This is a genomic window from Ensifer sp. YR511 (assembly GCF_900103045.1).
Lineage (GTDB): Bacteria > Pseudomonadota > Alphaproteobacteria > Rhizobiales > Rhizobiaceae > Ensifer > Ensifer adhaerens.
This window is the reverse complement of sequence record NZ_FNGR01000005.1, coordinates 84,495-108,901: the sequence shown is the minus strand read 5'-3', so window position 1 is coordinate 108,901 and position 24,407 is coordinate 84,495. Positions and strand designations below refer to the sequence as shown.

Annotated in this window: 18 protein-coding genes; 8 read left to right on the top strand and 10 right to left on the bottom strand. The window is 63.2% G+C overall.

Going from position 1 to position 24,407, the window contains the following annotated elements:
• Window positions 1-35 precede the first annotated feature (35 nt).
• The 5 genes from glp to BLU15_RS11925 are packed head-to-tail and all read right to left on the bottom strand — an operon-like array spanning window position 36 to window position 5,490.
• Window positions 36-1,247 carry a molybdopterin molybdotransferase MoeA gene (gene glp / locus BLU15_RS11945; RefSeq protein WP_090295588.1) on the bottom strand — a complete coding sequence of 404 codons (1,212 nt, stop codon included), beginning with the start codon at window positions 1,245-1,247 and terminating at the stop codon, window positions 36-38.
• A gap of 4 nt (window positions 1,248-1,251) precedes the next feature.
• Window positions 1,252-1,740, bottom strand: a complete 489-nt coding sequence (moaC, locus tag BLU15_RS11940; protein ID WP_090295584.1) for a cyclic pyranopterin monophosphate synthase MoaC — start codon at window positions 1,738-1,740, stop codon at window positions 1,252-1,254.
• Window positions 1,740-2,555 carry an indole-3-glycerol phosphate synthase TrpC gene (gene trpC / locus BLU15_RS11935; RefSeq protein WP_090295582.1) on the bottom strand — a complete coding sequence of 272 codons (816 nt, stop codon included), beginning with the start codon at window positions 2,553-2,555 and terminating at the stop codon, window positions 1,740-1,742. Before trpC ends, moaC begins: the two co-directional genes overlap by 1 nt.
• Before the next feature lie 14 nt (window positions 2,556-2,569).
• The gene (gene trpD, locus BLU15_RS11930; protein WP_090295580.1) at window positions 2,570-3,583 is read right to left on the bottom strand and encodes an anthranilate phosphoribosyltransferase; all 1,014 of its coding nucleotides are present in this window, start codon (window positions 3,581-3,583) and stop codon (window positions 2,570-2,572) included.
• A 17-nt stretch (window positions 3,584-3,600) separates the two neighbouring features.
• Window positions 3,601-5,490 carry a peptidylprolyl isomerase gene (locus tag BLU15_RS11925; RefSeq protein WP_090295578.1) on the bottom strand — a complete coding sequence of 630 codons (1,890 nt, stop codon included), beginning with the start codon at window positions 5,488-5,490 and terminating at the stop codon, window positions 3,601-3,603.
• A gap of 350 nt (window positions 5,491-5,840) precedes the next feature.
• On the opposite strand from BLU15_RS11925, the gene BLU15_RS11920 reads away from it, so the two are divergent.
• Window positions 5,841-7,487, top strand: a complete 1,647-nt coding sequence (locus BLU15_RS11920; RefSeq protein ID WP_034791009.1) for a Na/Pi cotransporter family protein — start codon at window positions 5,841-5,843, stop codon at window positions 7,485-7,487.
• 11 nt (window positions 7,488-7,498) lie between these two features.
• Here BLU15_RS11920 and BLU15_RS11915 read toward each other — a convergent pair whose 3' ends face one another.
• Window positions 7,499-9,259 carry a hypothetical protein gene (locus BLU15_RS11915; RefSeq protein WP_090295576.1) on the bottom strand — a complete coding sequence of 587 codons (1,761 nt, stop codon included), beginning with the start codon at window positions 9,257-9,259 and terminating at the stop codon, window positions 7,499-7,501.
• A 243-nt stretch (window positions 9,260-9,502) separates the two neighbouring features.
• On the opposite strand from BLU15_RS11915, the gene glmU reads away from it, so the two are divergent.
• The 4 genes from glmU (at window position 9,503) to BLU15_RS11895 (ending at window position 14,148) form a co-directional block, all read left to right on the top strand.
• Complete coding sequence (gene glmU, locus BLU15_RS11910) at window positions 9,503-10,873, top strand: bifunctional UDP-N-acetylglucosamine diphosphorylase/glucosamine-1-phosphate N-acetyltransferase GlmU (protein WP_090295573.1); 1,371 nt, start codon at window positions 9,503-9,505, stop codon at window positions 10,871-10,873.
• Window positions 10,874-11,104: 231 nt separating this feature from the next.
• A complete protein-coding gene (gene glmS, locus BLU15_RS11905) occupies window positions 11,105-12,931 on the top strand; it encodes a glutamine--fructose-6-phosphate transaminase (isomerizing) (protein ID WP_034791015.1) in 1,827 nt (608 codons plus the stop codon).
• Complete coding sequence (locus BLU15_RS11900) at window positions 12,931-13,428, top strand: GNAT family N-acetyltransferase (RefSeq protein ID WP_034791382.1); 498 nt, start codon at window positions 12,931-12,933, stop codon at window positions 13,426-13,428. The genes glmS and BLU15_RS11900 overlap by 1 nt, the downstream gene beginning before the upstream one ends.
• Window positions 13,429-13,446: 18 nt before the next feature.
• Complete coding sequence (locus BLU15_RS11895) at window positions 13,447-14,148, top strand: DUF502 domain-containing protein (protein ID WP_034791018.1); 702 nt, start codon at window positions 13,447-13,449, stop codon at window positions 14,146-14,148.
• Window positions 14,149-14,188: 40 nt separating this feature from the next.
• On the opposite strand, the gene recG is transcribed toward BLU15_RS11895, so the two are convergent.
• Window positions 14,189-16,294, bottom strand: a complete 2,106-nt coding sequence (gene recG, locus BLU15_RS11890; protein WP_090295567.1) for an ATP-dependent DNA helicase RecG — start codon at window positions 16,292-16,294, stop codon at window positions 14,189-14,191.
• A 155-nt stretch (window positions 16,295-16,449) separates the two neighbouring features.
• Here recG and BLU15_RS11885 point away from each other — a divergent pair, with 155 nt between their 5' ends.
• Both BLU15_RS11885 and mfd read left to right on the top strand, forming a co-directional pair.
• The gene (locus tag BLU15_RS11885) at window positions 16,450-16,755 is read left to right on the top strand and encodes an FAD assembly factor SdhE (protein WP_034791024.1); all 306 of its coding nucleotides are present in this window, start codon (window positions 16,450-16,452) and stop codon (window positions 16,753-16,755) included.
• A 7-nt stretch (window positions 16,756-16,762) separates the two neighbouring features.
• Window positions 16,763-20,266 carry a transcription-repair coupling factor gene (gene mfd / locus BLU15_RS11880; RefSeq protein WP_060517410.1) on the top strand — a complete coding sequence of 1,168 codons (3,504 nt, stop codon included), beginning with the start codon at window positions 16,763-16,765 and terminating at the stop codon, window positions 20,264-20,266.
• A gap of 77 nt (window positions 20,267-20,343) precedes the next feature.
• Here the strand turns inward: mfd and BLU15_RS11875 are convergent, their stop codons facing one another.
• Together BLU15_RS11875 and BLU15_RS11870 are read right to left on the bottom strand one after the other, a co-directional pair.
• Window positions 20,344-21,006 carry a DsbA family oxidoreductase gene (locus BLU15_RS11875; RefSeq protein ID WP_060517076.1) on the bottom strand — a complete coding sequence of 221 codons (663 nt, stop codon included), beginning with the start codon at window positions 21,004-21,006 and terminating at the stop codon, window positions 20,344-20,346.
• An 88-nt stretch (window positions 21,007-21,094) separates the two neighbouring features.
• Window positions 21,095-22,909 carry an extracellular solute-binding protein gene (locus BLU15_RS11870; RefSeq protein ID WP_090295566.1) on the bottom strand — a complete coding sequence of 605 codons (1,815 nt, stop codon included), beginning with the start codon at window positions 22,907-22,909 and terminating at the stop codon, window positions 21,095-21,097.
• Window positions 22,910-23,181: 272 nt separating this feature from the next.
• On the opposite strand from BLU15_RS11870, the gene BLU15_RS11865 reads away from it, so the two are divergent.
• Window positions 23,182-23,811: an invasion associated locus B family protein gene (locus BLU15_RS11865; protein WP_034791027.1), complete on the top strand. Its 630-nt coding sequence runs from the start codon at window positions 23,182-23,184 to the stop codon at window positions 23,809-23,811.
• Window positions 23,812-23,889: 78 nt separating this feature from the next.
• Here the strand turns inward: BLU15_RS11865 and hspQ are convergent, their stop codons facing one another.
• Window positions 23,890-24,219, bottom strand: coding sequence for a heat shock protein HspQ (hspQ, locus tag BLU15_RS11860; RefSeq protein WP_034791060.1), 330 nt, complete (start codon window positions 24,217-24,219; stop codon window positions 23,890-23,892).
• Between the last annotated feature and the right edge of the window lie 188 nt (window positions 24,220-24,407).

The window sequence follows — 24,407 nt, the reverse complement described above, 5'->3', positions numbered from 1 at the left end:
TTTGCGCTCCCAGAGGTGGCTCGCGCTTGGTTCGTTCAGCGAAGCCTGAGAATGTCGCAGGTTGTGCCCGCAGGCGCTTCGGTGGCGTGCGGCGGGCGCACGATCAGGCAATCAGACTGCGCGAAAACCTTCATCATCGACGAGTCCTGCCGCGAGAAGGGATGGGCGACCAACGTGCCGTCGCTGTCCCGCGTAAGGCGCGCGCGCACATAGTCCTGCCTGACGTCGTTGCCCGGAAGCGGGCCTGCAAGCCGCGCGGTCGTTATGCGGTCGCGCGATGGTAAGCGGGCGAGCTTACGGGTCAGCGGCTCGAGGAAGAGCAGGGCGCAGACGAGGCTGGAGACCGGATTGCCCGGCAGGCCCAGCACCGTGGCCGTTCCGAGCTGGCCCACCATGAGCGGCTTTCCCGGCCGCATGGCGATGCGCCAGAAGTCGAGCGTCATGCCGCAGGCAATGAGCGTCGATTGCACCAGGTCATGGTCACCGACCGAAGCGCCGCCGAGCGTGACGATCACGTCGACATCGGCGTCCTGCGCCCGCCTGACCTCGGCACTGATCGCGTCCCGATCGTCGTAGACGATGCCGAGATCGATGACCTCGGCGCCGTTGTCGCGCGCGATCGCCGCGACGCCGAAGCTGTTGGAGGCGATGATCTGATCGTCGCCCGGCTTGTTGCCCGGAGCCACCAGCTCGTCGCCCGTGGCGAGGATTGCGATCCGCGGGCGCTTGAAGACCGGCAGGCTCGCATGGTTCATCCCCGCAGCGAGCGTCAAGCGTCCGGCGTCGAGCACGTCGCCCGCCGAAAGTGCCGCTTCGCCGGCGATAAAATCCTGGCCGGCCGTTCGAATATGCCGCCCCTTGCCGGGCACGAATTTGGTGCGGATCCGGTTGCCCGGCAACCGCTCGGTATCCTCCTGGATGATCACCGTATCGGCGCCCAATGGCACCGGCGCACCGGTGAAGATGCGCACGGCTTCGCCCGCTTTCATCTCCCCCTTGAAGCCGTGGCCCGCAGCCGATTGGCCGATCACGGTCAGTTCGGCCCCGACGGTCTCAATGTCCCCGTGGCGCACGGCGTAGCCATCCATCGCCGAATTGTCGAAGGCCGGATGGGTGACGCGCGCCGGGATATCTTGAGACAGCACGCGGGCGAGCCCGTCATGGAGGCCGACGAGCTCTGTCAATTGCGGTGGCGTGGCGCCGTGTAGGATCCGCTCGAGCGCGTCTTCGACGGACAGCAACACCATGGCCTCAGTTCCCTTCGCGTCGATAGTCGCCGGATCGCCCGCCGGACTTGCTGACCAGCTGGATGCCGCCGATTTCCATCTCGCGATCGGCCGCCTTCGCCATGTCATAGATCGTAAGGCAGGCGACGCTCACGGCCGTCAGCGCCTCCATCTCGACGCCGGTGCGTCCCGTCAGCTTGGCAAGCGCCTCGACCCGGAGGCCAGGAAGCGCCGGGTCCGGCGTGATATCGACCGTTACCTTGGTCAGCATCAACGGGTGGCAGAGGGGAATGAGGTTGGCCGTCTGCTTGGCGGCCATGATGCCGGCAAGCCGCGCCGTACCGATGACATCGCCCTTCTTGGCGTCGCCTTCGAGAATGAGTGTCAGCGTTTCAGCCTTCATGCTCACATGGCCTTCGGCGACGGCGATGCGTACCGTCTCGGCCTTGTCGCCGACATCCACCATGTTCGCTTCGCCGCTGCCACCGATATGCGTGAGCTTCGGCTTGCTCATCACTCGGCCGCCAGCGTGGTCGTAGCGCCGGTCAGGAGCGTGCGCGTTGCCGATTCGACGTCGCTCTTGCGCATCAGGCTCTCGCCGACGAGGAAGGTGGTGATGCCGCTCTTTTCCAGCCGCTGGCAATCCGCATGCGTGAAGATGCCGCTTTCGCCGACGAGCAGACGGTCGGCAGGCACCATTCCCGCAAGCTGCTCGGAAACCGAGAGATCAACCTCGAAGGTCCTGAGGTTGCGGTTGTTGATGCCGACGAGCGGCGAGGTGAGCTTCAGTGCCCGTTGCATCTCTTCGGCGTCGTGCACCTCGATCAGCACGTCCATGCCAAGCTCGAGGGATGCGTCTTCGAGGCGGCGGGCGTCGTCGTCGCTGAGCGAAGCCATGATGAGAAGGATGCAGTCGGCGCCCCAGGCGCGCGCCTCGAACACCTGGTAGGTGTCGAACATGAAGTCCTTGCGCAGCGCCGGCAGGGCGCAGGCCGCACGCGCCGCTTCGAGAAAGGCAGGCGCACCCTGAAAGCTCGGGGCGTCCGTCAGCACCGACAGACAGGCCGCTCCACCCGCTTCATAGGCCTTGGCGAGCGCCGGCGGATCGAAATCCGGGCGGATCAGTCCCTTCGACGGGCTTGCCTTCTTGATTTCGGCGATCAGTCCGAACGTGCCGGCGGCCTTGCGTGCGGCGAGCGCCGCATGAAAGCCGCGCGGGGTGGCCTGATCAGCGATACGCGCCTTGAGTTCGTCGAGCGAAACGTTCGACTTGGCAGCGGCGATCTCGTCGCGCTTGTAGGCTTCGATCTTGCGCAGGATATCCGTCATGTGCTGATCCTTCCTCAGGCCGCGTTCGATACGCTGATCAGGCGCTGCAGCGCGGTCTTGGCGCTGCCGCTTGAAAGCGACTGGCGCCCAAGCGCCATGCCTTCGGTGAGGTCCTTTGCCCGTCCGGCTATCATCAGCGATGCGGCCGCATTGGCAAGGGAAATGTCCCGGTAGGGGTTCTCGGCACCATCGAGCACTGCCTGGAGCGCGACCGCATTGTACGCGCCGTCGCCGCCCTTGAGCGCATCGATCGTCACCGTCTGAAGGCCGAAATCGGCGGGCGTCAGGGTGAAGGTGGAAATCTTGCCGTCCTTGAGTGCTGCGACCTCGGTCGTGCCGGTCGTCGTGATCTCGTCGAGGCCATCGCCGTGAACGACCCAGACATTGTCCGAGCCGAGATCACGCAGTACTTCGGCCAGCGGCTGCACCCATTGCGGCGCGTAGACGCCGACGAGCTGGCGCTTGACGCCTGCGGGGTTGGAAAGCGGGCCGAGCAGGTTGAAGATCGTGCGCGTTCCGAGCTCCACCCGCGTCGGGCCGACATGGCGCATGGCGGAATGGTGCTGCTGGGCGAACATGAAGCCGACACCGGCCTCGCGGATGCATTTCGATATGGCGTCCGGACCGATGTCGAGCTTGACGCCGAGGCAGGAGAGCGCGTCGGCGGTGCCTGACTTCGAGCTCAGCGCGCGGTTGCCGTGCTTGGCAACAGGCACGCCCGCGCCGGCGACGATCAGCGAGGCAAGAGTCGAGATGTTGTAGGTGCCGGCGCCGTCGCCACCGGTTCCAACGATATCGACCGCATCCGCTGGCGCATCGACCGGCAGCATGCGGGCGCGCATCGCGCTCACCGCGCCGACGATTTCATCGACGGTTTCGCCGCGCACCCGCAATGCCATCAGGAAGCCGCCGATCTGCGACGGCGTTGCGGCACCCGACATGATGATTTCGAAGGCGGCACGTGCGTCTTCGCGGTTCAGCGCCTCGCGGGCGGCGACCTTGGCGACGAATGGCTTCAGATCACTCATCGATGGTTTCCTTGGGCCTATCGTTGCGCAATGGCGGTTTCAGCGAGCGTCTGGTTGATCGAAACGCCGTAGGCGGCCTGCAGCGTGGCGACCATCTGGTCCAGGATGTCCTCGCCGCTGACACGGGCGAGGGCCTCGATCTGGCGGCTGTCGTCCTGCAGCACGTCTGCCGGGCCGGCGGTGTCAACCGAGGTGACCTGCAGGAGGATCTGCCCTTCGCCGCCGATTCCGGGAGCGTTGGTGACGTGGCCGTTCGCGCCGGAGAAGGCGGCAGCGACGGCTGCCGGGCTAAGGGCAGCATCAGCGGTCGCGCGCGTCAGGCCGGCCTTGGTTTCGACGACGAGGCCGAGTTCGGTCGCGACGTCGGCAAGCTTTGCGCCCTGCTCGACGCGCTGCTTCAGTTCGCCGGCCTTCGTGGCAAGTGCTGCGCGCTGCTGCTCAGCCATCCAGTCGGCGCCGATTTCGTCGCGGGCTTCGTCCAGCGTGCGATCGCGCGCCGGGATGACTTCATCGAGGTCGAACCAGACATAGCCTTCGCGGCCGACGTTCACCGGCAGGGTTTCAGCACCGACGTCGGCCTTGAAGACTTCCTGGAGAAGGGCTGCCTGTTCCGGCAGGCCGGCGACGTCATCGCCGTTCTTGTCCTTGCCGGTCGCGTCCACCGCATCGACGGTTACGAGCTTCAGCTTGAGCTGGTCGGCGACTTCCTTGATCGGCGCGCCGGAAGCGCGCTCGTCTTCGATCTTGTCGTGCAGGCGCATGACTTCTTCGCCCGCTGTGGAAAGGGCGATGTCCTTGCGCAGTTCTTCCTTCACTTCGTCAAGGCTGCGGACGGTTTCCGGGCGGATGTTCGTCACGCGCAGGATGACCGGCCCGAAGGCACCGTCGACAACCGGCGTCACGCCGTCGGCCTGAAGTGCGAATGCTGCTTCGCCGATCTTGGCGTCGGGAACGCGATCCCTCGTGAACTCGCCGAGAAGTACGTCGGCAGAAGACTTGCCTTCGGCCTTTACGAGATCGTCGAAGCTGGTGCCGGCAGAGAGCTTTGCCGACGCAGCGTCAGCCGCTTCACGCGACGTGAAGGAGAGCTGTTCGATTGTCCGCGCAGCAGCGCTGCGGAAGCTTTCCTTGCGGCGTTCGTATTCGGCGCGGATCTCGTCGTCGGTGACAACGGTCGGGTCGGCAACGTCAGTCGGCTCGAGCTTCACATAGGTGATCTTGCGATATTCCGGCGCACGGTAGTTCGCCTTGCGGCTGTCGTACCAGGGAGAAAGCACGTCGTCGCCCGGCACCTTGACCGGATCGATATTGGCGTTCGAGAGCAGCAGGTAATCGATCGTGCGCTTCTCGTGCCGGTAGGCGCCGATCGCGTCGGTGAGAACCTTCGGAGCGACATAGCCGTCAGACAGCGCGTCGACGATCTGCGAGCGGATCGCCGTCTGGCTCTGGCTGTTGATGTAATCCTGTTCGCGCAGGCCCGCATTGCGCAGCACGCTCGAGAACGTCAGTCGGTCGAACTGGCCGTTGACGCTGTGGAATGCCGGATCGTCGGCGATCAGTTTTGCGAGCCGATCCTGCGACAGGCCGAGATTCATGTCGTTGGCGAGTTGGTCGAGAGCCGCGCCGGCGACGATCTGCGAGTAGACCCGCTGCTCGATGCCGAAGGCACGTGCCTGCTGCGGCGTCAGCCGCGTGCCGAGCTGGCGGGAAGCCTGTGCCAGCATGGTCTCGTAGGCGAGCCGGAATTCCGGTGGCTTGACCTTGACGTCACCGACGACCACCACCGCATCCGACTGGTTCGTCATCGTCAACGATGAGCCGCCCCACACCATGAACGACAGAACGAGAACGATTAGCAGGCCTTTGACGACCCAGGTCTGGGCGGCGCTTCTCAGAAATTCGAGCATGGGGGCAGAAACCTCGTTGCAATGCGGTGGCCATCGGCCAAACGAATTCGTTCCTTAAAACAAACGAAACAGGAAATGAAGGGTTGTTTGCCGCAAATTGCGCCCATGCAACGGGATCGGCCGCCCGGAGCAACCGTCTGGTTTTCAATGGCTGCCGCGACAGCTGCGCGAGCTGCCTGGATGAGGCGGGCGGCGTCCGTCGATCGGACCGGCGCGGGTGACCAACTCGATGTCGGATTCGTTAGCCGGCAACCGAAAATTATCTGTCACATTGGCTCGAACATGCCGCGGTTCTGTGGTTCTGTTGCAGGGGCGGAGCGATTCTTTGGAGCTTCCGCGGGAAAGATTCCATGCAGTCGACAATCGTGATGGTAAACCTGTTTGGAGCAGTGGCACTGCTTCTCTTCGGCCTGTCCCTCGTCAAGGACGGGGTGACCCGTGCCTTCGGGGCACGGCTGCGCGCCGGCCTTGCCCAGGGAACCGACGGCTCTCTCCGTTCCTTCGTGACCGGACTTGTCGCGACGCTTGCGCTGCAAAGTTCCACGGCCACCGCATTGATGACCGCATCCTTCGTGGAAAAGGGGCTCATCCGCTCGCGCATGGCGCAGATCGTGCTGCTTGGCGCCAATCTCGGCACGGCGATGACGGCCTGGATCGTGGCGACCGGAATAGAATGGCTGTCGCCGCTCGTCATTCTCATCGGCGTGGTCTTGCACCGCGCAAGCCGGTCGAACGCGCGCCAGGGTCTGGGTGCTGCTTTCGTTGGCATCGGCCTCATGCTCCTGTCGTTACATCTTTTGGGCGCGGCGACGGAGCCGATGCGTGACAGTCCGGCCCTTGGGGCCTTCCTCTCGATGCTCGACAGCGCCTGGCCCGTAGCGCTTCTCATTGCCGCGGGACTTGCCTTTGCGTCGTCGTCCAGTCTGGCTGTGGTGATGCTGGTGCTGTCACTCTCGACGACGGGCATCCTCAGCGTCGGGTTGACGGTGGCACTCGTGCTTGGCGCCAATCTCGGTGGCGCCGTTCCGCCTGTCATGGCAACGCTCGGTTCCGCCCCGTCGGCGCGCCGCGTCACCATAGGCAACCTTGTCGTTCGCGCCATTGGCTGCCTGATCGCGCTTCCGCTGACAGGCATGAGCGTGGAGTTTCTGCAGAGCCTGCCGCTGCCGCGCCAGAACCTGCCGGTCGACATTCATCTGGCCTTCAACCTCGCGGTCGCCATTCTTGCCTGGCCCTTTGCCGGTTTGCTGTCGCAGCTGATGGCCCGGTTCATTCCGGATGGAGAGGCCGAGGAGACCGGCCCGCGTTATCTCGATGAGACGACGCTGAATACGCCGGTCATGGCGCTTTCGGGAGCCACCCGCGAGGTCTTGCGCGTCGGCGATCTGGTCGAGGCGATGCTGATGCGTGCCGCGAACGCCTTCAACAACAATGACCTCTCGGATATTCGCGATATCGGCAAGTTCGAAAAACAGGTCGATCAGCTGCAGCAGGAGGTCAAGATCTTCCTGTCGCGCTTGGGCCGCGATGGCCTGAGCGCCGAAGACGGCCGCCGCTCGATCGTCATCATCGACTACGCCATCAATCTCGAGCATATGGGCGACATCATCGAGAAGGGGCTGTGCGAGCAGATCACCAAGAAGGTCAGTAACGGCCTGAAGTTCTCGGAGGAGGGCTATCAGGAGCTCAAGAGCCTCTTCAACCTGACGATCGACAATCTGCGAGTCGCCCAGACCATCTTCGTCACCCGCAATGCCGATCTCGCCAAGCAGCTCATCGAGGTGAAGGTCAACGTGCGTCACATGGAGAAACGCTCGGCGGAGCGCCATATCGAGCGGCTGCGCGACGGGCTGGTCCAGAGCCTGCAGACGAGCTCCCTGCATCTCGACATGCTCCGGGATCTGAAGCGCGTCAACGCGCATATCGCTTCCGTCGCCTATCCCATCCTTGAGGAAAATGGGCTGTTGAGCGAGAGCCGCTTGCGGCCGGGCGCCTAGCGTCGCGTCGATCAGCCGCCGGTGTTGGCAGCGGGCTTCAGGCTGTTTCGGACAAAGGCGTCGTAGCAGCTTGTCAGCGTGATCCGGCTGTGAGCCGTTTCAAGGCTCGGCAGATAAAGCGACAGCAGCGTCTGGTTGACATTGGTCACCGGGCAGGTCGGCACCAGCGCGACGTCGACCGCATCGAGGGCGGCGCGAACATTTTCATCCGGCGGCGGAATGGCGCGGAAGGGATCTGCGCCGATCGCGACATGCAGCGGGGCACTGCGGTCCATCAGCCACGGAAAGGGATTGGTGAAGTCGACGTTGAAGATCGTCCGGAAGCGTACGCCGCTCGAAGCCTCGTAGGCCGTCAACGCGTCGATCGCTTCGTCGACATTCATCAGCCATCCCGTCTGAAAATCGAAGTCGCTGTAGAGCAGGAACGACGGCAACTCGCCAGTTTTGGCGAAGGCGTCGAATGCGGGACGCTCGGTCGCGTAGAGGATGCGCAGACGCTCGGCGCGCAGTGCCAGGATGGGCCGTACATTGACGGCGCCCATGGTTTTGAGGTTGCGGCTTTCCAACGGCACGTTGTTGACAGCCCCGATCCATGCGCGGGTGCTTTTTTGCACGACGGCTGTGGCCGGCGGCAGGGCTGCCGCGAGGGCGAGAACAGCGACGGCAACTGCGACAGGCCGTGTTTTGGCGGCTGCGACCTCATCGATCGCGAGCTTGAGGAGCAGCGGCAGCAGGAAGATGAACGCCTGACTGCCGGTGTTCTGGCTCTCAAAGACGATACCGGCAAGAACGAAGGCTGCAAGCCAGAAAAACGGCTGGTCGAAACTTCGGCAGAGAGCCGCCATTGACGGGCCTTTTCCAAGCTGGCGCAGCGACTGGGCGAAGGGCGCAAGCTGCGTGCCGAGGAGCACCAGGCACAGCAATCCCGCCGGGATCAGCAGACCGGCATTGAGGGAGGCGGCCTGCAGCAGCCGCGGCAGCAAGCTGCCGTCATTGACGGAAAGCAGCGCCAGGATATCGGCAAGATAGGCAGAGACGCCGCCGCGGGCGAGTTCGACGCTCGCAAGGATGGCGATGACCACGAGCCCCGCCATGATAGCCGACCGGAACGGCAGGCGCCCCGCAGCAAAGGCCATGAGGCACATGAGCGTGCCGGCAACCGCGCCGGTGATCTTGACGAAGAACAGTGCCGCCATGGCGCCGGCGACCGTCGCGACGAGCAGCCGACGATCGCGTACGTGGACAAGTGCGGCTGCGAGTACATAGAGAAGCTGGCAGACCTGGCGGTTGTAGATGCCGAAACCGTCGGACCCGGGATAGGGGTAGAAGTCGCCGGTGTTGAACGGCAGCACCGAAAACACCAGGAACGGCAGCAGGATCGCATAGGCGACTGCCGTCGAACGCTTCTGGACATCGGTGACGACCAGCGCGATCAGCGGCCCACTGACGAGAAGCAGGCACCAGCTCGCCAGGAGCAGCGGCTGGCCGTTCGGAAAGATGCCCTGCAGGGCGGCGAAGAGATAGTAGCCGAGGGCGCCGACGGGGGTGAAGAAATCGACCGACGGGATCTGGCCGTCGCGGATACGATTGGCGGCATCGAGATAGAGATAGTGGTCCCAGAACATCGGACCGATCGGCTGCGGGATCGTGAAGCTGAGCAGAACCGCGAGCACACCGAGCACAAGGGCAAGCAACAGAAGCGGAGATCGCGCGAGAGGAATGACCGCGCCGGTAGACTTTGCCGGTGTGTCGATGTCAGTGCGGCTGTGCATTGCGGCTTGATCCCCCGAAGGAGCGATGCACCCGCACGGTTTTGCTGACACAGGCTCCGCGCCTTCTTATGCCATCATCCGGTTTTAAGCCGGTTAATGCGACGTGATTGTGAGAATTATGCTTCTCGCAATATGTTGCTGCTAGCACCGCGCCGAATCGAAAGGCGATTTTGTACTTGAGCCGATTCCGATCTAAGGGATTGTGCAGTGGGCGTGAGCCTGGAAGAGACCAAGGAGAGATATATGGAACGGACGTGCCTGGCCATCGTTTTGGCTGCGGGTGAAAGCACGCGGATGAAATCGTCCATGTCGAAGGTGCTGCATCCGGTGGCGGGCCGGCCGATGATCGCCCACGTCGTCGAGGCGCTCTCAAACGCTTCCATCTCGGATATCGCTCTCGTCGTCGGCCGCGACGCCGACGCGGTCTCGGCTGCCGCCGACATCGGCGGCGTGTCGGTTTCGTCCTATCTGCAGAAGGAACGGCTCGGCACCGGCCATGCGGTGCTTGCTGCCCGCGACGCCATCGCAAAGCGGTTCGACGACATTCTCGTCGTTTTCGGCGACACGCCGCTGATCCAGCCTGAACCACTTCGGGCCGCTCGCGAGGGACTTGCGGCCGGCAACGATGTGGTGGTGATCGGCTTCGAGGCGGCAGACCCGTCGGGCTACGGCCGCCTGATCGTAAAGGACGGCGCGCTGCTCGCCATTCGCGAGCACAAGGACGCAACGGAAGAAGAGCGCCGCATCACCTATTGCAACGGCGGCCTGATGGCGATCGACGGTCGCAAGGCACTCGATCTTCTCGGCCGCATCGGTAACGCCAACGTCAAGGGCGAGTATTACCTGACCGACCTCGTGGAGATCGTCCGCGAGATCGGTGGGCAGGCGATTGCCGTCGAGGCCCCCGAAGAAGAACTGACTGGCTGCAACACGCGCGCCGAGCTCGCCTTCATCGAGCGGCTTTGGCAGCAGCGCCGCCGCCACGAGCTGATGCTGTCGGGCGTATCGATGATCGCGCCGGAAACCGTGTTTCTCGCCTGGGATACCGCGCTGGAGCAGGATGTCCTGGTCGAGCCGAATGTCGTCTTCGGCCCGGGCGTGCGCGTCGAGAGCGGCGCGATCATTCATGCCTTCTCGCATGTCGAGGGTGCGACGGTGCGCGCCGGCGCGACGGTCGGTCCGTACGCACGCCTGCGCCCGGGTGCCGATCTCGGCGAAAACTCCAAGGTCGGCAATTTCTGCGAGGTCAAGAAGGCTGAGATCGGCGCCGGCGCCAAGGTCAATCACCTGACGTATATCGGCGATGCGTTCGTCGGCGCAGGCACCAACATCGGCGCCGGCACGATCACCTGCAATTACGATGGTGTGAACAAGCACGAGACGCGGATCGGCGAAAATGCCTTTATCGGCTCGAACTCGTCTCTGGTTGCGCCGGTGACGATCGGCAACGGCGCCCTGGTCGCCTCCGGCAGCGTCATCACCGAGGATGTGCCGGCCGACGCCGTCGCCTTTGGCCGCGCACGCCAGGAGATCAAGCCTGGCCGGGCACGGCTGCTGCGCGAGCGGTACGAGGCGGTGAAGGCAGCCAAGAAGTCGGCGAAGGCTGCCGGTTAGGCCCGTGGTGCCCGCGTGTCCGCGGGTTCGCCTCGGATTTGCTGCATGTCGCTTGATTCCGCTAGGATTCGCGGGAACATGCGGCGGCGTTAAACATTGAAATCGAAAGTGAAATCGGGGCGGATTGCCTCGACCTGCAAATGCTTTACCAAGACAGCGCGCCGGGCGGCATTTCCGCCCTCGTTGAACAGGGGCGCCGATCGCGGCGCGGGGACGAATTCGGAGACGACTATGTGCGGTATTGTAGGCATCGTTGGCAACCAGCCGGTATCGGAACGACTGGTCGATGCGCTGAAGCGCTTGGAATACCGCGGTTATGATTCCGCCGGTGTCGCCACCGTCATTGGCGGCAAGCTGGAGCGGCGGCGCGCCGAGGGCAAGCTCGTCAATCTGGAGATCAGGCTGCGCGAAGAGCCGCTCGCCGGCACGATCGGCATTGCCCACACGCGCTGGGCAACCCATGGCGCGCCGACCGAACGCAACGCCCACCCGCATTTCACCGACGGGGTCGCCGTCGTCCACAACGGCATCATTGAGAACTTCGCCGAGCTGAAGGACGAACTGATCGCCAGTGGCGCAAAGTTCGAGACCGACACCGACACCGAGGTTGTGGCCCATCTGCTCTCCAAGTTCCGTCGCGAAGGCCTCGGCCGGCGCGAAGCCATGCACGCGATGCTGAAGCGCGTCACCGGTGCCTATGCGCTGGCGGTGCTCTTCCAGGACGATCCTTCGACGATCATGGCGGCGCGTAACGGCCCGCCGCTTGCGATCGGTCACGGCCGCGGCGAAATGTTCCTCGGCTCCGACGCGATCGCGCTTGCGCCCTTCACCAACGAGATCACCTATCTGATCGATGGCGACTGGGCGGTGATCGGGGCGAACGGCGTGCATATCTTCGACCTCGACGGTAACGTCGTCGACCGGCCGAAGCAGCTGTCTACGGCCGCCGCCTACATGATCGACAAGGGCAACCACCGGCACTTCATGGAGAAGGAGATCTATGAGCAGCCGGAGGTGATCGCGCACGCGCTCAGCCACTACATCGATTTTGCCGGCAACCGCATCAAGGCGCTCTCAGGCACGATCGATTTCGCCAAGATTCCGAGCCTTGCGATTTCCGCCTGCGGCACCGCCTATCTCGCAGGCCTCGTCGGCAAGTACTGGTTTGAGCGTTACGCGCGCCTGCCGGTGGAAATCGACGTCGCGTCCGAGTTCCGCTACCGCGAGATCCCGCTGCCTTCCGAGGCGGCCGCGTTGTTCATCTCTCAATCCGGCGAAACCGCTGATACGCTGGCGTCGCTGCGCTATTGCAAGGAACTTGGCCTGAAGATCGGTGCCGTGGTCAACACGCGTGAATCGACCATCGCGCGTGAATCCGATGCGGTCTTTCCGATCCTTGCCGGCCCGGAAATCGGTGTCGCCTCGACCAAGGCCTTCACCTGCCAGCTCGCAGTGCTGGCGTCGCTCGCGATCGGTGCCGGTCGCGCCCGCGGCACGGTGAGTGCTGAGGAAGAGCAGGTCTTGGTTCGCTATCTCGCGGAAATGCCGCGCATCATGGGGCAGGTGCTGAACGCCGTTCAGCCGAAGATCGAGCTTCTTTCGCGCGAGCTGTCGAAGTGCCGCGACGTTCTCTACCTCGGCCGCGGCACCAGCTTCCCGCTGGCGATGGAGGGGGCGCTCAAGCTCAAGGAGATCTCCTATATCCATGCGGAAGGTTATGCCGCCGGCGAACTGAAGCATGGACCGATCGCGCTGATTGACGAGAACATGCCGGTTATCGTCATCGCGCCGCACGACCGCTTCTACGAGAAGACCGTTTCCAACATGCAGGAAGTCGCGGCCCGCGGCGGCCGGATCATTCTCATCACCGACGAGAAGGGCGCCGCCGCCTCGAAGCTCGAGACCATGGCGACGATCGTGTTGCCTGATGTCGATGAGGTCATCGCGCCGATGATCTTCTCGCTGCCGATCCAGCTCCTTGCCTATCACACGGCGGTGTTCATGGGCACCGACGTCGACCAGCCCCGCAACCTCGCCAAATCGGTGACCGTCGAATGATCTATGTCCGGCACGAGCGCCCCGGCGACGAAGCGGTGATACATGCCGTGACCGCGGCCGCCTTCGAAGGGCATCCGCACAGCGACCAGAGCGAACCCTTCATCATCGAGCGACTGCGTGAGTCCGGTGCGCTGAGTGTGTCGCTGGTCGCCGAGATGAACGAGGAAGTCGTCGGGCACATCGCCTTTTCGCCCGTCACTCTGACGCCGGAAGAGCCCGGCTGGTTCGGGCTTGGGCCGGTCTCGGTCAAGCCGGACGTTCAGGCCCAGGGCATCGGCCGGCAGCTGATCCTCGAGGGGCTCGAATGGCTGCGGGCGGAAGGGGCCGCCGGCTGCGTTGTCGTCGGTGATCCGGCCTTGTATCAAAAGTTCGGTTTCCGTAACGAATCGGCTCTTGTATTCCCCGGTTGTGCGCCGCAATATTTCATGGCGCTGGCTCTCTCCGGCGCGATGGCGGCCGGTACGGTCGCCTATCATCCGGCCTTCGGCGTCGAGTGAGGTTGAGACGGAAGAAGCATGACGGAACATTCGAAACGCGGCTATATCGGCACCCGGCTGCGCAACTACTTCCTGACGGGTTTGATCATCTGCGCACCGGTCGCGATCACCGTCTGGCTCGTGCGCACCTTCATCGACTGGGCCGACGGTTGGGTGAAGCCCTACCTGCCGAACTTCTATAATCCGGACACCTATTCGCCCGTGGCCATTCCCGGCTTCGGTCTGCTCGTCGCCATTTTCGTGATCACCTTCGTCGGTTTCATGACCGCAAACCTCGTCGGTCGGTCGATCGTGAATTTCGCCGAGTCGCTCCTCAATCGGACGCCTCTCGTCCGCACGATCTACAAGTCCACCAAGCAGATATTCCAGACGGTGCTGCAGGAACAGTCCTCCTCCTTCAAGAAGGCCGGGCTGATCGAGTATCCGAGCCCGGGCATCTGGTCGCTGGTGTTCATCGCAACGGATGTGAAAGGCGAGATCGCCTCGAAATTCAAGGAACGCGGCATGGACATGGTCGCGGTCTTCCTGCCGCCGACCCCGATCCCGACGGCGGGGTTCCTGCTGTTCATCCCGCGCGACAAGATCATCCCGCTTGACATGAGCGCGGAGGACGCGGCGAAGCTCCTGATCTCGGGGGGCCTCGTGACGCCCGACCAGAAGCCGCTCGCCAATGCACCTTTGAAAATCGGTCAGCAGAAGACTGAGATTCCCGTATCTTGATGCCGGGCCGCCGTGATCGTCGGTTTGGCAGGGTGGTCGGTCAGCCGGCGCGCAGGAAGCGGATCGCCTCATCGCGGCGGTAGAGATAGAGCAGCGTACGGAGCGCTTCGCCGCGCTCCGAAGTGAGGTCCGGATCGCGCTCGATCACGTAGGCGGCGTCCTTCCGCGCGATTTCGAGCAGATCGCCGTGGGCCTCCAGGCTGGCGATGCGAAAACCGGGCGTGCCTGACTGGCGCGTGCCGAGCAACTCGCCTTCGCCGCGCAGCTTCAGGTCTTCCTCGGCGATCAGGAAGCCGTCCTCGCTGTCGCGCAGGATCGAGAGCCGCGCGCGGCCGGTTTCGCCGAGCGGTCCCTTGTAGAGCAGGATGCACGTCGATGCCTCGTCGCCACGGCCGACGCGGCCGCGCAACTGGTGAAGCTGGGCAAGGCCGAAGCGTTCCGCATGCTCGATCACCATGATTGTTGCGTCGGGCACGTCGACGCCGACTTCCACGACTGTTGTCGCAACCAGCAGGCGGACCTCGCCGTTCTTGAAGGCGAGCATGACGGCGTCCTTCTCCGCCCCGTTCATACGGCCGTGTACCAGGCCGACATTGTTGCCGAAGCGCTTGGCGAGGCCTTCGTATCGTTCTTCGGCCGACATGACGTCGACGGCTTCGGACTCTTCCACGAGCGGGCAGATCCAATAGGCCTTCTTGCCTTCGCGAAGGGCAGCGTCGAGCCGATCGACGATGTCGCCAACGCGCTCCGTCGGGATCGTCACCGTCTGGATCGGCTTGCGTCCGGCGGGCTTTTCCGTGAGCTTCGAAACGTCCATGTCGCCGAAGGCGGCAAGCACCAGCGTGCGCGGGATCGGCGTTGCCGTCATGACCAGCATATGCGGCGAGATGCCCTTGGCGGTCAGGCGCAGGCGCTGGTGAACGCCGAAGCGATGCTGTTCGTCCACCACCGCCAGTGTCAGCTCCTTGTAGCTCACCGTGTCCTGGAAAAGCGCATGCGTGCCGATCACCATGCGCGTTTCTCCGGACGCGATGCGCTCGAGAATGGCGCCGCGCTCCTTGCCCTTGGTGCGGCCGGTCAAAACGTCGATGGCGATGCCGGCGGATGCGGCCATCCTTGCAAGCGTCGCATGGTGCTGGCGGGCGAGAATTTCGGTCGGCGCCATCAGCACCGCCTGACCGCCGGATTCGACGGCGGCGAGCATCGCCATCAGCGCCACCATCGTCTTGCCGGAGCCGACATCGCCTTGCAGCAGCCGGAGCATACGCTCGGTGCCGGCCATGTCCTTCAGGATGTCGGCGATCGCCGTCGACTGACTGGCTGTCAAGGAAAAGGGAAGGGCGTCGATGACCGGACGGGAAAGCACACCGGTCGCGTGAACCGGTACTCCCGCGACCTTGCGCAGGCGCTGGCGAACGAGAGCCAGGGACAATTGCCCGGCGAGAAACTCGTCATAGGCGAGGCGGCGGCGGGCAGGTGCCTGCGGATCAAGGTCGGTCGCGTCGCGGGGATCATGCAGCGCGCGGAAACTTTCGGCTGCGGTGCTGAAACTTTGTCGCGTCAGCAGCGCGTCGTCCATCCATTCGGGCATGTCCGGAACGCGGGCGACGGCGGCCTCGATCGACTTGCGCAATATCCTTGGTGAAAGTCCCGCTGTCAGCCCGTAGACCGGCTCGACCAGCGGCAGGTTTTCCGCCTCGCTTGCCCGGACCGCATAGTCAGGGTGAACCATGGAGGGGCGGCCGTTGAACCAGTCGACCTTGCCGCTGACGATGACTGTCTCATCGACCGGCAGCGATTTTTCCAACCAGTTGCCCTTGACGCGGAAGTAGGTGAGCGCCAGCTCCCCGGTCTCGTCATGCAGGAAGACGCGATAGGGCAGGTTGGGCTTTCCGCGCGGGGGCGGCTGGTGGCGATCGACCCGACCGGTGATGGTGACGATAACCCCTTGAGGCGCGTGGGCGATGCCAGGCTGTTGGCGCCGGTCGATCAACGAATGCGGCGCGTGAAAAACGAGATCGACCACGCGGCAGTCTTCGATCGTCTCGCGACCGAGCAAACGGGCATAAAGTTCGCCGATCTTCGGGCCGATGCCTGGAAGCGTGTCGAGCGGGGAGAAGAGCGGATCTAGCAGGGCGGGGCGCATGGCGATGAAATTGCGATGATAATTCGGGCTTTGGCAAGGCTGACAATCGGCTATTCAGAGTTTATAGAGCCGTTGACGACAAACCGTACCCCAAAGGCCTCGCGCGTTCGTCCGAGCGTGCAGGCGTCATCGCGGGCGGCAGGAAGGAATTTCCCATGACCGGTATCTCTCGCACCAGCGCCGATCTCGATCCGCGTCGACGGCGGATCCTGTTCCGTGCCTGGCATCGCGGCATTCGCGAGATGGATTTGATCCTCGGGCAATTTGCAGAGGCTGAGCTCTCGACGCTTTCTGAAGCACAACTCGATGAACTCGAGACGATCATGGGCGAGGAAGACAACGATCTCGTCAAGTGGATCATCGGCGAACAGCCGGTGCCGGCTTGCTATCAGACGCAGATGTTTCAGCGCATCGCTGCCTATCGTCCGGATTTCGACAAGCTTCCCGAAGGGATGAAATAGACCGATGATGCTGGCTGGCCTTGATCCGAAGAAGATTGTCGAAGCACAGCGAGAGATCACGATCGGGCCGGTGCCCTCCGGGGCCGAGGCGCTGATCCTTGCTGAGCTCGCCCGCGCCGGCCAGCCGGTCGCCTACATTCTATCGGACGGCCAGCGGATCGCCGATCTTGAGCAGGTCCTCTCATTCGTCGCGCCCGACATTCCGGTGCTGACGCTTCCCGGCTGGGACTGCCTTCCCTATGACCGCGTCTCGCCGAGCGCCGACACGTCGGCACGGCGGCTGGCGGCGCTGAGCGCCTTGATTGCGCACAAGAAGAAGCCGCATGCGGCGATCGTGCTGGTGACGGTCAACGCCGCCCTCCAGAAGATCTCGCCGCAGGACGTGATCCAAAGCCTGGCGTTTTCGGCCCGTCCGGGCAATCAGGTGCGTATGGACGACATCGCGATGCGGCTGGAGCGCAACGGCTTCGAGCGTGTCGCGACCGTGCGTGAGGTTGGCGAATACGCAGTGCGCGGCGGCATCCTCGATGTCTTCGTGCCGGGGAGCGGCGAGCCGCTGCGCCTTGATTTCTTCGGCGATACGCTCGAAACAATCCGCTCGTTCGATCCTGCAAGTCAGCGCACGACCGGTCAGGTCCGCTCCCTCGATCTCAATCCGATGAGCGAGGTGTCGCTGACGCCCGAAACGATCAGCCATTTCCGTAAGCACTACCTGTCGCTGTTCGGCGCGACGACCCGCGACGACGCGCTTTACCAGGCTGTCTCCGAAGGCCGGCGCTATGCCGGCATGGAGCATTGGCTGCCGCTGTTCTATGACGGGCTGGAGACAGTCTTCGACTATCTCGACGGCTTCCGTATCGTCACCGATCATCTGGCGCGCGAAGCTGCGGCTGAGCGCTCGAAGCTCATTCTCGACTATTACGACGCCCGTTTAGCCTCGGCGTCTCCGGGCAAGGCGCAGGCCACCCAGGGTACGCCCTACAAGCCGGTTCCGCCGGAGCTGCTCTATCTCAGCTCGCAGGGCTTCAACGCCGGCCTGAGCTCACGCGACGCCATTCGCCTGTCGCCCTTCAACGAGCACGAGGGCGAAGCCCGCCAGGTCATCTCGGTCGATGCGCGCCAGGGCATGCGTTGGGCGAAGTCGGCGGGTGAGGGCGAAGCCGAAGACGAACGCGTTAACGTCTTCGATCAGGCGGTCAAGTACATCGCCGAGCGGCGCTCGAAGGGCGCCAAGGTGGTGATTTCAGGCTGGAGCGAAGGATCGCTCGATCGCCTGCTCCAGGTTCTCGCCGAACACGGTCTCGGCAACGTCAAGCCCATCAAGGCACTCGCCGAGATCAAGTCGCTGAAGCCGGGCGAGGCGGCCTCGGCCGTGCTCAGCATCGAAGCCGGTTTCGAGACGGGCGATCTCGTTATCATCGGCGAACAGGATATTCTGGGCGACCGCATGGTCCGCCGCTCGAAGCGGCGCAAGCGCGGTGCCGACTTCATCGCCGAGGTGGCTGGTCTCGACGAGGGCAGCTATGTCGTGCACGCCGAACACGGCATCGGCCGTTTCGTCGGCCTGCGCACCATCGAGGCGGTCGGTGCCCCGCATGATTGCCTCGAGCTCGTCTATGCCGACGATGCCAAGCTGTTCCTGCCGGTCGAAAACATCGAGCTTCTGTCGCGCTACGGTTCAGAAGGCACCGATGCGATCCTCGACAAGCTCGGCGGCGTCGCCTGGCAGGCGCGCAAGGCCAAGCTCAAGAAGCGGCTGCTCGATATGGCGGGCGGCCTCATTCGCATCGCCGCCGAACGCCATACGCGCCGGGCGCCGGTGCTCGCCGCACAGGACGGCGTCTATGATGAGTTTGCCGCTCGCTTCCCCTATGACGAGACCGAAGACCAGCTGAACTCGATCGAGGCGGTGCGGGAAGATCTCGGCAGCGGCCGTCCGATGGACCGCCTCGTCTGCGGCGACGTCGGCTTCGGCAAGACGGAAGTGGCGCTTCGTGCCGCCTTCATCGCTGCCATGAACGGCGTACAGGTCGCGGTCGTCGTGCCGACGACGCTGCTTGCCCGCCAGCACTTCAAGACCTTTTCCGAACGGTTCCGTGGGCTGCCGATCCGCATCCAGCAGGCGTCGCGCCTCGTCGGTTCCAAGGAACTGGCGCTGACGAAGAAGGAAGTGGCCGATGGCAAGACCGATGTCGTCGTCGGTACCCATGCGCTCCTCGGCACGTCGGTCAACTTTGCCAATCTCGGCCTCTTGATTATCGACGAGGAACAGCACTTCGGTGTCAAGCACAAGGAGCGGCTGAAGGAGCTGAAGTCCGACGTGCACGTGTTAACGCTTTCGGCGACGCCGATCCCGCGCACGCTGCAGCTTGCCCTGACCGGGGTGCGTGAACTGTCGCTGATCACGACGCCGCCGGTCGACCGCATGGCGGTGCGCACCTTCATCTCGCCCTTCGATGCGCTGGTGATCCGGGAAACGCTGATGCGCGAGCACTATCGCGGCGGCCAGAGCTTCTATGTCTGCCCGCGCCTGAGCGACCTGTCGGAAATCCATGATTTCCTGAAGTCGGACGTTCCGGAGCTGAAGGTAGCCGTCGCCCACGGCCAGATGCCGGCAACCGAGCTCGAAGACATCATGAACGCCTTCTATGACGGCCGTTACGATGTGCTGCTGTCGACGACGATCGTCGAATCCGGTCTCGACGTACCGACGGCCAACACGCTGATCGTGCATCGTGCCGACATGTTCGGTCTTGCGCAGCTCTACCAGCTTCGCGGTCGCGTCGGTCGCTCGAAGGTGCGCGCCTTTGCGCTGTTCACTCTGCCGGTCAACAAGACGCTGACGGGCATGGCCGAACGCCGGCTGAAGGTGCTGCAGTCGCTCGACACGCTCGGTGCCGGTTTCCAGCTCGCAAGTCACGACCTCGATATCCGCGGTGCTGGCAACCTGCTCGGCGAAGAGCAGTCGGGCCATATCAAGGAGGTTGGCTTCGAGCTTTACCAGCAGATGCTCGAGGAAGCGGTCGCCGAACTCAAGGGTGAGGAAGAAATCCACGACACCGGCTGGTCGCCGCAGATTTCGGTCGGAACGCCCGTCATGATCCCGGAACACTACGTTCCGGATCTGCATCTGAGGCTCGGCCTTTATCGTCGTCTCGGCGAACTGACGGACCTGAAGGAGATCGACGGCTTCGGCGCCGAGATGATCGACCGCTTCGGTCCGCTGCCGATCGAGGTCCAGCATCTCTTGAAGATCGTCTACATCAAGTCGCTCTGCCGCACGGCGAATGTCGAGAAGCTCGATGCCGGGCCGAAGGGCGTCGTCGTGCAGTTCCGCAACAAGGAATTCCCGAACCCTGCGGCACTGGTGGGTTACATCGCCAAGCAGGGCACGCTTTCGAAGATCCGGCCCGACCAGAGCATCTTCTTCCAGCGCGAACTGGCGACGCCGGAAAAGCGCCTGTCCGGTGCAGCAATGGTGATGACGCAGCTCGCCGGCCTGGCGAAGTAAGAAAAAACCGTACTGCCGCGTGGTGCGGCAGTACGGTCGAGGTCTGTCGAGCAAGTCTGTTTCAGGTCGTGTCGAGATCAGTTCGGCTTGCCGCTCGCCTTCATCTCGGCGATTTCGCGCAGCGCATTCGTCAATACGTCGACCGATTGCGCGCCCATCACGGCATATTGTCCTTCGAGGATGAAGCAGGGAACGCCGGTCACGCCCATCTCGCGGGCCATGCCAACCTCTTCCTTGACCGCATCCTTGTCGGCATCGGAGCCAAGCAGAGCCGCAACGACGGGGCGATCGAGGCCTGCTTGCTCGGCGATATCGAGCAGGACCGCGTGATCACCGACATTGCGGCCTTCTTCGAAATTGGCCTTGAACAGCAAGCCGACGACGGCCGACTGCGCCTGCTCGCCGTTGGTCGCGGCCCAGCGGACAAGCCGATGAGCGTCAAGCGTGTTCGGGCTGATCTTCACCGCATCGAAGTCGAAGGCGATGCCGTCGGCATTGCCGAGTTCGCGCAGCGTGTCGTGGGCGCGATCGACGGCCGCCTGGCCTCCGAGCTTCTCGGCAAGATGCCGCTTGTGATCGATCCCCTCGGGCGGCAGGTCGGGATTGAGCTGGTAGGGGCGCCAGTTGACCGTGACCAGCACGTCCGGAAGATTGGCAATCGCCTGGTCGAGCCGCGCCTTGCCGAGATAACACCAGGGACAAACAACGTCCGAGACAATATCGATGCTGACGGTTTGCATGGTGTGGGCGCCTTTCCTTGTTCGGTTGAAGGCGAGATAAGCCGGTTTCATCCGGCTTTCAATGCGTTACCAAAAGGGAACCAACCCTCTATTGTGCGTTTTGATCCCACCAGGTCGGAAGCTGGTAGCCGTAGAGCGGCATGGTATCGGGCCGGCCGATATGCTTGCGTCGCGTCACCCACTGTGCGTCGAGGTGATAGAGCGGCACCAGATAGGAATTGTTGACGAGCAACCGGTCATGCGCACGCACCGCCGCCGTGAAGTCTTCGCTCGTGCGGGCCTGCAGGATGTTATTGACCATCCGGTCGACGTCCTTGTCGGCGACGCCGGCGAAGTTGTCGCTGCCCTGCCGGTCGCGCGCCTGTGAGGTCCAGCGCCCGGCCTGCTCGATGCCGGGTGACAGCGTCGAGGGGAAGGATTTGATGATCACGTCGTAGTCGAAGGACTGGCTGCGCTGCTGGTACTGCGAATCGTCGACAGTGCGCACGGACGCCTGGATGCCGAGAGGTGCGAGAAATCGCTGGTAGGCGAGGGCGATTTTTTCCTGGCCGGCATTCTGGCTCATGATCTCGAACGCGAGCGGTTTGCCCTGCGGGTCGACCATCTTGCCGTCCTTGATCTGATAGCCGGCCTCGCGCATCAGAGAGACGGCAACACGCAGCACGTTGCGATCGCGCCCGGACGCGTCGGTCACCGGCAGGCGATAGGTGCCGTCGAGGATCGCCGGGTTGATTCGATCGCGGGCGTCGCCGATCAGGCCGAGTTCGCGGTCGTCGGCCGGTGCGCCGAGAAAACTCAGCGCCGAGTTCTGCCAGTAGCTCTGCGTGCGCGTATAGGCGCTGTCGAAGAGGTTCTTGTTGACCCACTCGAAGTCGAAGACCAGCGCCAGGCCCTGGCGGAGCTTCAAGTTGTCGAACATTGGCCTGCGGGTATTGAAGACGATGCCGAGCATGCCGGACGGCGTCTTCGGCGTGAAGGTTTCCTTGACGACCTCGCCGGAACGAACCGCCGGGAAATCGTAGCCGCGCGCCCACTTGGTGGCGCTGCCTTCCGGATAGATGTCGATCTCGCCCTTCTTGAAGGCTTCGAACAGCGAGTTCTCCTGGAGGAAATACTCCACGGAGATCTCGTCGTAATTGTCCTGGCCGACCTTCGAGGGCAGGTCCTTGGCCCAATAGTCCGGGTTTCGCTTGTAGACGATGCGCTCGCCCGGTTTCACCTCCGCGACGCGGTAGGGGCCGGAGCCGAGCGGCGGCTTCAGCGTGGTCTGGTCGAAGGTCGCAAGGTCGATGGCATGTTTCGGCAGCACCGGCGACAGGCCGAGCAGGAGCGGCAGCTCGCGGTCGGCATCCTCGGTGAAGGTAAAGCGCACGCTGCGCTCCCCGACCTTTTCGAGCTTCGCCACCTTGGCCATGCGGTTGCTGAAGGGGACACGCCCCTTGTCACGCAGCAGCTCGAAGCTGAAGATCACGTCCTCGGCGGTAACAGGTTGCCCGTCGGCCCAGCGGGCCTTCGGGTTGAGATTGAACTGGATGAAGGTCCGGTCGTCATCCCACTCCACTGTTTCGGCGAGCAGGCCATACATGGTGAAGGCCTCGTCGCGCGAACGCTGCATCAGCGATTCGTAGACGAGGTTGCCGTATTCCGGATCCCACATGCCGCGTGCGGTGGTGCGCATGCTCTTCAGGATGAAGGGATTGAGGCTGTCGAAGCTGCCGACGACGCCATAGGAGATCTTTCCACCCTTTTTTACGTCCGGATTGACGTAGGGAAAGTTCTTGAAATCGGCAGGCAGCGCCGGCTCTCCGTGCATGGCAATCGCATGCACGGGAGCGGCTGCCGCAGCAGTGCCGAATGAAGTGGCGGTCAGGATCAGCGCCAGACCGGAAAGAATTGCACGCAAGGTCACCTCCCGTGAGGGGTATCAACAGGCCGATTCCCCGAACGTTACCAATGCCGACGGATGAATCCAACCGATCCGCGGTCCAAATTCCGCCTAGTATGAAGTCAAAAAATGACAGGAAACACTGGATAATCGAAGCGAGCCAATGTAACAGGTGTTTCCGGAAACGGGGTCATGCATTTGCCTTATTTGGCCAACAGGACAACGGCGGCTGACGATACTCACCTGCGGAACAACTGTTCCGTTACCGGATTTCAGGAGACGGAATCACAATGATCTTCAAGTCGAATATTGCAAAACGTTCGGGCATGGCAGCGCTGGCGCTCACTGTAGCTGCTGCGGGCGTTCCGAGCGTTGCGTCTGCACAGCAGGCTGGCGGCAAGCCGCCGCAGGGCTGGTTCAAGGTTTGCACCAAGCAGGAAGACAACGATGTCTGCATCGTTCAGAACCTGCTGACCGCCAACAACGGCCAGCTCGTGACCGCTGTCGGCCTCATCACCGTCTCCGGCAAGGTCAACCGCAAGATCATGCAGGTTTCCGTACCGTCCGCGCGCCTCATTCCGACCGGCGTTCAGATGCAGATCGACGGCGGCAAGCCGGTCAAGCTCGACTACGCCATCTGCATGCCCGACAAGTGCGTTGCAGAAGCGCCGCTTTCCGACCAGCTGATCGCCAGCCTGAAGAAGGGCAATGAGGTCGTCTTCACCTCGGTCAACTTCCAGCGCGCTCCGAACCCGATCAAGATGGCCCTGACGGGCTTCACCGGTGTGTTCGACGGCGAGCCGATCGAGCAGTCGCAGCTCGAAGAGCGTCAGCGCCTGCTGCAGGAAGAAATGCAGAAGAAGGCCGAGGACGCGCGCAAGAAGCTTGAAGAAGCCCAGAAGGCCGCCAAGCAGAACTAAGCGGTCCTCCGCAAACTCATAAAGAAACGCCCGGACCTCGCGGTCCGGGCGTTTTCATTTGTTCGAGAGCGCAGTGCCTTAGTGCCGGAACGTCGCCTTGGGTCTGTAGTGACCGACGCCATCCTTGTCGAACAGGGCATCGACTTGCGCGTGGCGCATCGGCCGGTCGCTGTCGTCGAATTCCAGGTTCTGCTCGGAGACGTAGGCGACATACTCGCTGTCGTCGTTCTCGGCGAACAGGTGATAGAAGGGCTGATCCTTGCTCGGGCGGATCTCCTGCGGAATGGCGTTCCACCACTCCTCGGTGTTGGCGTATTCCGGGTCGACGTCGAAAATGACGCCGCGGAACGGGAAAACCCGATGGCGAACCACCTGTCCGATCTCGAATTTGGCGTTTCTCTGTTTCATGACGCAACACATCCTTTCAGGAGATTATCTGGGTTGGCGAACCCAAAACATCAATAGGGAATTCCCTACACCCTCCATTGATCGATCTCGCCGCGCGTGTCCCGCGGACGCGCAAAAGTTGTTGGCAACATAATATCACACAATTCGACGGTTTCGTGCCGCTCCTTGTTCAGGGCGCTCGCAATCGT

Coding starts and splice junctions, on each gene's coding strand:
- BLU15_RS11885 (WP_034791024.1), top strand. CDS start 16,450: ATGACCGGTATCTCTCGCACCAGCGCCGATCTCGATCCGCGTCGACGG.
- moaC (WP_090295584.1), bottom strand. CDS start 1,740: ATGAGCAAGCCGAAGCTCACGCATATCGGTGGCAGCGGCGAAGCGAAC.
- mfd (WP_060517410.1), top strand. CDS start 16,763: ATGCTGGCTGGCCTTGATCCGAAGAAGATTGTCGAAGCACAGCGAGAG.
- BLU15_RS11920 (WP_034791009.1), top strand. CDS start 5,841: ATGCAGTCGACAATCGTGATGGTAAACCTGTTTGGAGCAGTGGCACTG.
- BLU15_RS11875 (WP_060517076.1), bottom strand. CDS start 21,006: ATGCAAACCGTCAGCATCGATATTGTCTCGGACGTTGTTTGTCCCTGG.
- glmU (WP_090295573.1), top strand. CDS start 9,503: ATGGAACGGACGTGCCTGGCCATCGTTTTGGCTGCGGGTGAAAGCACG.
- recG (WP_090295567.1), bottom strand. CDS start 16,294: ATGCGCCCCGCCCTGCTAGATCCGCTCTTCTCCCCGCTCGACACGCTT.
- hspQ (WP_034791060.1), bottom strand. CDS start 24,219: ATGAAACAGAGAAACGCCAAATTCGAGATCGGACAGGTGGTTCGCCAT.
- glp (WP_090295588.1), bottom strand. CDS start 1,247: ATGGTGTTGCTGTCCGTCGAAGACGCGCTCGAGCGGATCCTACACGGC.
- trpD (WP_090295580.1), bottom strand. CDS start 3,583: ATGAGTGATCTGAAGCCATTCGTCGCCAAGGTCGCCGCCCGCGAGGCG.
- glmS (WP_034791015.1), top strand. CDS start 11,105: ATGTGCGGTATTGTAGGCATCGTTGGCAACCAGCCGGTATCGGAACGA.
- BLU15_RS11915 (WP_090295576.1), bottom strand. CDS start 9,259: ATGCACAGCCGCACTGACATCGACACACCGGCAAAGTCTACCGGCGCG.
- BLU15_RS11895 (WP_034791018.1), top strand. CDS start 13,447: ATGACGGAACATTCGAAACGCGGCTATATCGGCACCCGGCTGCGCAAC.
- trpC (WP_090295582.1), bottom strand. CDS start 2,555: ATGACGGATATCCTGCGCAAGATCGAAGCCTACAAGCGCGACGAGATC.
- BLU15_RS11925 (WP_090295578.1), bottom strand. CDS start 5,490: ATGCTCGAATTTCTGAGAAGCGCCGCCCAGACCTGGGTCGTCAAAGGC.
- BLU15_RS11865 (WP_034791027.1), top strand. CDS start 23,182: ATGATCTTCAAGTCGAATATTGCAAAACGTTCGGGCATGGCAGCGCTG.